Genomic DNA, 8235 nt, shown 5'->3' with positions numbered 1-8235 from the left:
TCAGGTCGAAGAACAGTTCCAGCCACGTCGCGCGCCGGTGAGGGTCGAAATATCGCAGGTCCTTCATGGGCCATCATAGGCCTGGAGCCCGTCCTTGCGCGCAGGACGCCATTGCCGGACGGCCTCAAACTCAATGCTGCGGCGCGAGCATGTCGTCGAACTCGTCATCGCTGGGTTCCAGTTCGCTGCCAACAGGCTTGCCGTCCTGCGCGCCGGCGAGGGCCGGCAGCACCTCGGTCCCGATCTCCTCGAGCACCTCGGACGCCGGCCGCGCGCCGTACTTGAGGTTGAGGACGACGTGGTTGACGCCGGCGACGCGCAGCGAGTCGAGAAAGTGCAGCAGGAAGTGCCGCCCCGCCCGGAACCCGAGATGGATGGGCGTCGGCGACAGGTGCGCATCGTCGGCGAGGTCGACGTACAGCGATTGCGCAAACGGCTTGAAGGCGCCCGGCCTGGCGGCCTGGACCTCGCCGCGCCAGCGCGCCACCATTTCTGCCTGGCGTTCGATGCCGCGTGGATAGGTGATCCAGCCGTCGGCCTGCCCGGCGATCCACGGCAGCGCCTGCCCGCTGTTTCCGGTGACGAGCATCGGCAGGCGTCCGACCGGCTTGGGCACGAGGTCGGCGTTGGCCGCGAGCACGCCGGCCGTCGACGCCAACATCGGGTACTCGCGCTCCAGCGCGCGGCGGATCATCTCGAAATATTCGCGGAACAGGCCGGCGCGCCGTTCGATGTCGACGCCGAAGGCCGGGAACTCCACCGGACGGTCGCCCGACGCCACACCCAGCACCAGCCGGCCGCCCGACAACTGGTCGACCGAGGCAGCCGCCTTGGCCACATGCAGCGGGTGCCGCAGCGGCAGCACGATGGAGCCGGTGGCCAGCGCGATGGTTTGCGTGTGTGCCGCGATCCAGCCGAGGTACACCCAGGGATCGTAGATCTGGCCGAGGTCGCCGAAATTCGGATCGCGCAGCGGCACGTCGCGCACCCACAGCGCGGCGTAGCCGAGCGCCTCGGCGCGCTGCGCAAGACGCTCCTGGTCGCGCATCGGCGCCTCATCGCCCGTGTAGGCCTCGATGGGGAAGAAGACGCCGACCGTGAGGCGGCCCGCGCGGAACATGCGACTAAAGCCTGGCGCTTCATCGACCGTGGCCTTTGAATTGACTTTCAGCATGGGCCCTCCTGTTGGATGCCGCAAGCGTACGCAGCGCGCCGGGGCCGGTATTCCCGATTGCTGCGAAAACTGCCCAAGGACGGCGACATATGCGGGGTAGCCGCAATCCGATGCGCCCGCTCGCGCCCGAGCCGGTGCCGATTGCCGAGCAGTTGCGTCTGCAATCGACATGACGCATGCTTGCGCGCGGGGACCGCAAGTGCGTGTCACGCCGCAGCAAGGTTGGGCAAAGGCGGCGTGCGCCGCGTGGCACGAGCCACGCGAAACGGCGACGAGACTGCTCGCTCCCGCGACGCCTCGTTGGCTTCGTCGACGTTGCGGCTTGCCACCTCCTTGTCCGCCGACGGAAGTCCGCCGAGTCCCGGGGGCCCAAGCCCTTGGCGTGTAGGCGTGGTCGCCATAGCGGCGCCAGTTCGCGGCCAAACCGAACGGGCCAGTTGTAGCGGCGCGCGTTGGAGTCCGCGAAGCAGCACGGAAAGCGATACCTGCTTCGAACTCGGCACCAAGGCAACTCGGGATCCAGCGGGATGGGTGGCCCGAGGCGTGAGTTCGAGGTACTGTTGCCCGTACCGCAACACATGCGCGCCAATTCAACCGGCGCCTCGTGCATGTGGAGCAGCCTCCCCTGGCCTCGTTTCCGCGAATCTATGAACCTCTGCGAACGCTGTGCGAACGAAATTGCCGAGCTGATCCGTTCCGGAATGCTGCGGCCTGGCGATCGACTGCCCTGGGTGCGAGCTGCGAGCGAGGCCTCGCTGGCAAACCACATCGCGAACGCATCGGTCGCCAGCGACGTGACCTGAAGGCTGAGGCCCGGGTGTGCGGGATGGCCTTTTGGCGACCACAGGGCGGCCTGCCGACAGCCCCGAGGCTGTGTCGCCGCCGGCGACGGAAAAAGCAAAGGGGAAGTGGCTGGCCGCGAACACCGCAACAGGCCCAAGCGGGACGCGCACGCGCGTAGCCGGCCGGCCGGCGGTGCGCCGTCCCTGCTCGGAGCGGATCCCCTGCCTGGCAGGCCAGAGCAGTTCAATAGCTTGTTGATTTCGGAAACCTCGCGGTGGACCGCCGTGATCAAGAAGCTGGGGCTGAAAAGCGAGTGAGCAGGTCGCCAGCTTTCAGGAAGCGGGCATGTCCAAGAGCGCAAGTCAGTGGGCGGCAAGGGTCAGTCACTCTGTCTGTCAACTCAAGAGCTTCTTGTTGATGGCGTCGATGGGCCCGCAAAAGCGCATGGCAGTAAGAGGCTGTACTTCTTGGCACGAGGTTGGATGCCCAGCCCTCAGGGGCCCTGGGGCCAACGTACAGCGTCAGCGAGCCGTCGGCGTTTCTCTTCATCTTGTCCGTGTCGGAGGACGACAGCGTCATGCGCCCGACTCGGTGTAGATGAAACCGAAAGTGGCCCGGTCGTAGACGGTGAGCGCCCAGAACTGCATGACCGGCATCTCGGCCGGGATGGCCTGCTTGTACAGCCGGGGACGGCGTCTCGGGCACATACATGCACCAGACGAACCGCGCAGCGCGGATCACAACATCGATGCGGCCTCGTACTCATAGGCGAATTTTTGTTCTTGTCGGCCATCATCAGCGTGGCGTAGTGGCGATCGGCCCAGTAGAGCCCAGGCCGCAACGGTGCCCTCGCGCATTGAGCGCACCATCGCCTCCTCCGGCTGATAGGGCTTGCTTTTCTCGATGTCCATGAGGCGAGCATGTCCAACATCGCCTTGTCCTGCGCCTTGATGGGCTCGACGGTGAACATTTTGGACAGGTCGCTAGACGCGGCGACCGTGAGGGCGCGCGTCACGCAGTAAGCTGGAAGGGCCGCAACCAGAAGTGCCCGAAATCATGCAAACCCTGCCAGAACCCATTCCACGCGAACCCGTGCACACCCGCGCCATCACTACTCGGGGATTCCTGCGCGCTGACGATCTCTGGGACCTCGAGGCCGAACTGGTCGACACAAAGGCCTATGCGACGACGAGCAATGGTGACCGTCCGCGCGCCGCCGGCGAACCCGTCCACCATATGCGCATCCGCCTGACGATCGACGACACGCTCACGGTACGAGCGGCTGTGGCGGCCATGCCCAACACCCCTTTTGCGGAATGCTCACCGGCCGTCGACCCATTCAACGGGCTGGTCGGCGCCAGGATTGGACCGGGCTGGCGCAAGCAAGTCGATAGCGCCATGGGCGGCGTGCGTGGCTGCACCCACCTGCGCGAGCTGCTGGGCGTGATGGCTACCGTAGCCTTTCAGACCGTTCCAGGCTATCGCCGCCACCAGCATCGACTGCGCGGTGAAGCGGCCCCTGCGACCGCCGAGCCCGACCATCAGATGGGCAAATGCCTGAGCTGGGATTTCGACGGTCCCGTCATTGCGCGAATCGCGCCGCAGTTCATAGGCTATCGAGCGAAAACTCCTTCGCGCTAGAGCGCTGCTGCGCAGCGAAAAACACGCTGTACCGCTGCCTGGACAAGCTCACAGCACACGAAAGAACGAACTGTTCAATTTTGGATGGCGTCAAGCAGCATGGCTCCTCGGAATTGCTACCCGAGCTGACCTGTTGCTTCACGTAACTTGCTACCCGTCGGCTTGTCCGACGCGAGCACGACCAAGGTGACGAGTCGAAGCAGCATGGCAACCCGCAAGGACTTGATCGGAGCTCTTCGAGTCGCACAACAGTGCGGCGGAGGAGTGCTGACCGAAGCGCTGCCGCGTGCCGACGGCTCCATGTAGGCGCCGGTCCTGTTAAATTTTCAGACGCGAGCCCCGGTGCTCGTTCGATGGGCAACGAAACGGGAGCCAAGCTACGAGCGGCCTTGATGAAATCCTTGATAGGTTATCCATATAGTCATCCACCGCCGTCGGGGACAAGTAGGCCCTTGATTTTCTCGCCCAAGGAGGGGACGCGAAAATTGCTGTCCCAAAGTTCGACGCAAAGGGGCCCTTCGGCCTTGTCCGATTTTCCCCGGCAGCGGGGGGCGGCGCTTTGACCGCTGGGGCGTTCGTGAAGCGAGAAACGCAACACCATTTCTACGGCGGGCCGTCCAGGAATGGCCCTACACGTGCGCACCTTGGCTGCACCCCGTCCAACGTCGGTCGATTGACCAATCGCGCCATCGCAATCGATCGGCACTCGCGCTGCAGTTGCGGCGTAATGGTGTATGGGCGCGGCTCTGCTGCAAGCCGGTCCCTGCGACAAGCCGCCCGCGTGTCGTTTGTGGGCCATTTTGATGAGAGGCAATCTCGCTGGGACTCAATTTTTCATCTCGCCGGATCTTGCCGTGCGTTGCTTGCGCGACAAAAGCCCGGGGATCCGATTGCCTTCCTGCGTCGGCGGCCCTTGCCGCTCCTGCTGCCCCAGTCCGACACCACTTCGCACCTACGGCTTTGATGCAGACGTTCGCGAGCGCTTCACAAGACTGTTCCGCTGCCTTTGAACCGCCTCGAGTTGCGCGAGCAGGACCGGACAATCAGTGGAGGTCGTCACCAGGGAAAGAGAACTGCGTCTGAGCGCCGTGATTGACTTTTCGACGGCGGCAGCATCCCGATTGGGGGACACCAATCCTGCGGCTACGGCGGCCCTCGAATGGCGGCTAAACGACTTCTCGAACGCGGGCGTGCCGCAGCGCGCAGCGATCACGCGATAGTCAGCTTCCTGCTGCGCGCCGTCCAATTGAGCCATCGTTTGCGCTCCGGCATCGACCAGTGGACACAGGGCAACCGCCGCCGCCTCGACCGCGAGGCTGGCCGCGACAAAGGCTCGCTTGCGTGCGAGGGAGCCACATTGCATGCTTTTCATGCTGCCATCGTAACGCTCAAGAGCTCTCCGCTAGCAGCACTTCAGGCGCATCGTGGCGGAGGCACCACGCAACCATCAATTCGTACAAGCGATGGCTGCTTGTCAGGTGGTTCGTTGGTCCTTAATTTCGACCAACTTCCTTCCTTGGCATTTCCAGTATTTATCTCAGTGTGTCCGGTTTTGACACTGGCGAACTGCCGTGTGTTGTCTCGCGCCGAGGCTCGGTATCAACAGCGCCGAGCGGGGAACGGTCGGCATGGCCACGGACCACACCGTTGAAGCCATCCTGCTCACCTTGGTGGGGAAATATCCAAAGTCGCTGCGATGGAGGCCACGCGTCGATAACGCATTTGATGCCCGAACAGTCGGCCTGCGCGATGCGCTGGTCCATGTGAGCGAAGGCCGGCGCTGCGGGATGATGCTCAACGTGAACCCACCCCGCGCCGCCGAGCTGGAGGCGGCGGCCCGGTCGTGACGAACCGCCTCGCCGCTCACACCTCAGCGGCCGCAGGCGGCTGATCCGCCAGTCCATCTGCAGATGGGCGCCCTTGCCGTCGCGCCTATCCAATGAAGCAATCAAACGCGCGGCGAGATCCATCGACACGGACTCCTCGCACATGTGTCGAGCTCGCATTTTCGGCCGTTAGCGCGGCGATCAACTGACGCAGCTCCACTTGGATGAGATCGGCGGCCGGTATGACAGTAGCCGGTGTCGTGCAAGAATGAACATCTTGCCGAGCCGGTGCAGCTTCTGCATTCAATCCCAACCCCCTAAAGGAGACAGGTCATGGCGACTGAGATCAATCCGTTTGGCAGTATCGCGACGATGTTCGAGCAGTTCAAGATGCCAGGTGTCATCAATCCATTTGGCAATATGGCGACGATGCTCGACCAATTCAGGATGCCGGGTGTGGACATGACGTCCATGGTGGAAGCACAACGCAAGAACATCGAGGCGCTGGTGGAGGCCAACAGCCTGGCCTACCAAGGCATACAGGCAATGGTCCAAAAGCAAGTTGAAATGTTCGCGCGGGCAATGCAGGCAATGCAAGCGGCCGCCGCCGCCGGTGCTGGCGCCGATCCTACGAGGCAGGCCGAGATTGCCCGAAGGGCCTTTGAGACGGTGATTGCCGACATGAGGGAACTTGCCGAGATGGCGCGCAAGTCGCAGTCCGCCGCGATCGCCCACATGACTGAGCGAGCCAACGAGCACATGCAGCAATTCACAAAGCAGATGCAGCCCAAGAAGGGATAGAGGGCGCAGCAGGAGTGAAGCCAAGTCACGTGCGGCTTCGATGAAATCCTTGTTGGGGCGGGGCGGCCTGTGCACGCGGATGGTCTCGACATCCCAGTAGAGCCCGGTTGCGTGAGGCAAGCGGCGTTTATGCGGATCGCCACCTCCTCACCTCGTGCGCCCAGATTTTGTTCCCGAGGCAGGTACGCGGCCGGACGCAAATAAATACTGACGGGCCCCTTTTCTGCCATCGATGGCGACGATCGCCTGCGAGAACAGCTTGAGCTCTCGGCACATGGCAATGAAGCACCTGCAGACGTTGCGGATGCCTTTGCCGTTGCGGATGCCTTTGCCGTTGAGACGCCTGAAGTCGGTGATCGTCTTGAAGTCCGGGGTCAGCGGCCGGTCAGCCACATCAGTTCAACATTGCGTTGGGCTTCACGCTTTAGGCGGCGGCTCGACTGGATGCGGCTGAGATACCCGTAGATGTAGAGCTTGAGTAGGACTGCCGGGTACATTGTCACGTTGGCGATGACGGGTTGCAAAGGTGGCAAAGGATTGCTGGCTCAGAAGGCGGCGGACGGATTTTGGGTGCGGCCGGCAAAAAAGGCGCCAAGCGTCGAAGCGCGCAGCCAGTTGCTTGCGATAGAGCGATGCGCGCAGCAAATGGCGCTTGATCGCAAAGTGCTGGCGGATGGGTCCGAAGCTTGGGAGAAAAGCCTGCGCGCGCTCCGGCACGCGAAAGCCTCGCATGCGCCGCTCGCGCTCACGGGTGGGTTGATGGCTGCTGTTCTCGGCACGGTTGTTCACGCGCGCGCAGGCCTTCACGAACACGTGCCGCACGCGCGCCAGCGTCGCGATCTCGGCCTTGGCCGCCGGGTAGCTGCGCAATCGGTCGGTGACTTGCGCTGTGCCTGCGGGCAGGCAGCGAGCACGCGCTTGAAGAAGCGTTTCGCGGCAGCCTTGTCGCGGCGCTTTTGCAGCAGGATATCGAGTTCGGCGCCATGCTGATCGACGGCGCGCTACAGCAAGTAGTGCTCGCCGCGCAGCGTCACGAACATCTCAAATGCCAGGTCGATCCCGGCTTGCGGCGTGCGCCCTTGGCGCGCTGCGCAAAGCTCGCGCCGAAACTTGTCGCACCGGCGCCGGATCGTCTCGTAGCTGACGACCACACCGCGCTCGAACAGAAGCTCCTCGATATCGCGCAGGCTCAGCTGGAATCGAAAATACCAGCGCACCGCCTGGCTGATCACCACCGCAGGAAACCGATGACCGTGATACAGCGACTTCTTCTTTTGCATCCAGCAAGCTTATGCCATCGCCAACGTGACAATTCCAACTTGAGCTGTACGTTCTGCGCGGCAGCGGTGCGCGCCACATGCTGCAGCTGCAGCCCGACGATGGCATGGATCTCGGGCTTGCCCAGCGCGTGGAAAACCACGACCTCGTCGACCCGGTTCAGGAACTCGGGCCGGAAGTGGTGGCGCGGCAGTTCCATCAGCCGGTCGCGCAGCGCCGGGTACGCGAGAACTTCGCGATCCTTGGCCTTGAGGTTGCGCTGGATCACTTCCGACCCGAGATTGCTGGTGGCGATGATGATGGTGATTGGTGAAGTCGACCACGCGGCCCTTGCCGTCGTGAGGCGCCCCTCGTCGAACAGCTGCAGCAGGATGTTGTGCACCTCGGCGTGCCTTCTCGATCTCGTCGAGCAGCACCACGTTGTAGGGCCGGCGCCGCACCCACTCGGTGAGCTGGCCGCCTTCCTCGTAGCCCACGTAGCCGGGCGGAGCGCCGATCAGCCGTGCAACCGTATGCCGCTCCGAATACTCACTCATGTCGATGCGCACCAGCGACTCCTCGCTGCCGAAGACCGTCGCCGCCAGCGCCTTGGCCAGCTCGGTCTTGCCGACGCCGGTGGGCCCGAGGAAGAGGAAGGTCGCGGTCGGCTTGCCTGCTTCGCCCAGGCCGGCTCGCGCCAGGCGCACGGCTTCGCTGACCGCGCGCACCGCCTCCTCCTGGCCGACCACGCGT

The 8235-nt window shown here is 63.8% G+C and carries 9 protein-coding genes and 4 pseudogenes; 3 read left to right on the top strand and 10 right to left on the bottom strand.

The window, feature by feature from the left end:
- Positions 1-130: 130 nt before the first annotated feature.
- From QTI66_RS38965 to QTI66_RS38950, 5 genes and pseudogenes are all read right to left on the bottom strand, one after another.
- On the bottom strand, positions 131-1174 hold the full coding sequence (locus QTI66_RS38965; protein WP_286565736.1) for an LLM class oxidoreductase: 1044 nt from the start codon (positions 1172-1174) through the stop codon (positions 131-133).
- Between the two features lie 784 nt (positions 1175-1958).
- Positions 1959-2160: pseudogene (locus QTI66_RS38960) on the bottom strand (aldehyde dehydrogenase (NADP(+))); the annotation flags it as partial.
- A gap of 85 nt (positions 2161-2245) precedes the next feature.
- The gene (locus QTI66_RS39850) at positions 2246-2506 is read right to left on the bottom strand and encodes a hypothetical protein (RefSeq protein ID WP_353506295.1); all 261 of its coding nucleotides are present in this window, start codon (positions 2504-2506) and stop codon (positions 2246-2248) included.
- Between the two features lie 26 nt (positions 2507-2532).
- Positions 2533-2664 carry a hypothetical protein gene (locus QTI66_RS38955; protein ID WP_286565735.1) on the bottom strand — a complete coding sequence of 44 codons (132 nt, stop codon included), beginning with the start codon at positions 2662-2664 and terminating at the stop codon, positions 2533-2535.
- A gap of 30 nt (positions 2665-2694) precedes the next feature.
- On the bottom strand, positions 2695-2868 hold the full coding sequence (locus QTI66_RS38950; protein ID WP_286565734.1) for a hypothetical protein: 174 nt from the start codon (positions 2866-2868) through the stop codon (positions 2695-2697).
- Positions 2869-3013: 145 nt separating this feature from the next.
- Between QTI66_RS38950 and QTI66_RS38945 the strand changes: the two genes are divergently transcribed.
- A complete protein-coding gene (locus QTI66_RS38945; RefSeq protein ID WP_286565733.1) occupies positions 3014-3598 on the top strand; it encodes a DUF2889 domain-containing protein in 585 nt (194 codons plus the stop codon).
- Between the two features lie 952 nt (positions 3599-4550).
- On the opposite strand, the gene QTI66_RS38940 is transcribed toward QTI66_RS38945, so the two are convergent.
- Positions 4551-4970, bottom strand: a complete 420-nt coding sequence (locus QTI66_RS38940; protein WP_286565732.1) for a hypothetical protein — start codon at positions 4968-4970, stop codon at positions 4551-4553.
- Between the two features lie 256 nt (positions 4971-5226).
- On the opposite strand from QTI66_RS38940, the gene QTI66_RS38935 reads away from it, so the two are divergent.
- Both QTI66_RS38935 and QTI66_RS38930 read left to right on the top strand, forming a co-directional pair.
- A complete protein-coding gene (locus tag QTI66_RS38935) occupies positions 5227-5445 on the top strand; it encodes a ubiquitin family protein (protein WP_286565731.1) in 219 nt (72 codons plus the stop codon).
- Positions 5446-5757: 312 nt separating this feature from the next.
- Entirely contained in the window at positions 5758-6225 is a 468-nt protein-coding gene (locus QTI66_RS38930; protein ID WP_286565730.1) for a phasin family protein, read from the top strand.
- 219 nt (positions 6226-6444) lie between these two features.
- On the opposite strand, the pseudogene QTI66_RS38925 reads toward QTI66_RS38930, so the two are convergent.
- From QTI66_RS38925 to QTI66_RS39840, 4 genes and pseudogenes are all read right to left on the bottom strand, one after another.
- A pseudogene (locus QTI66_RS38925) lies at positions 6445-6719 on the bottom strand (transposase); the annotation flags it as partial.
- 51 nt (positions 6720-6770) lie between these two features.
- Positions 6771-7505, bottom strand: a pseudogene (locus tag QTI66_RS38920) (IS6 family transposase).
- A complete protein-coding gene (locus QTI66_RS39845; RefSeq protein WP_353506294.1) occupies positions 7454-7885 on the bottom strand; it encodes an AAA family ATPase in 432 nt (143 codons plus the stop codon). Before QTI66_RS39845 ends, QTI66_RS38920 begins: the two are co-directional and overlap by 52 nt.
- A 55-nt stretch (positions 7886-7940) precedes the next feature.
- Positions 7941-8189, bottom strand: a pseudogene (locus QTI66_RS39840) (AAA family ATPase); the annotation flags it as partial.
- Between the last annotated feature and the right edge of the window lie 46 nt (positions 8190-8235).

This window comes from Variovorax brevis, from assembly GCF_030317105.1.
GTDB lineage: Bacteria > Pseudomonadota > Gammaproteobacteria > Burkholderiales > Burkholderiaceae_C > Variovorax > Variovorax brevis.
Note: the sequence above shows the minus strand (reverse complement) of the source record. Positions and strands in the feature narration are given on the sequence as shown.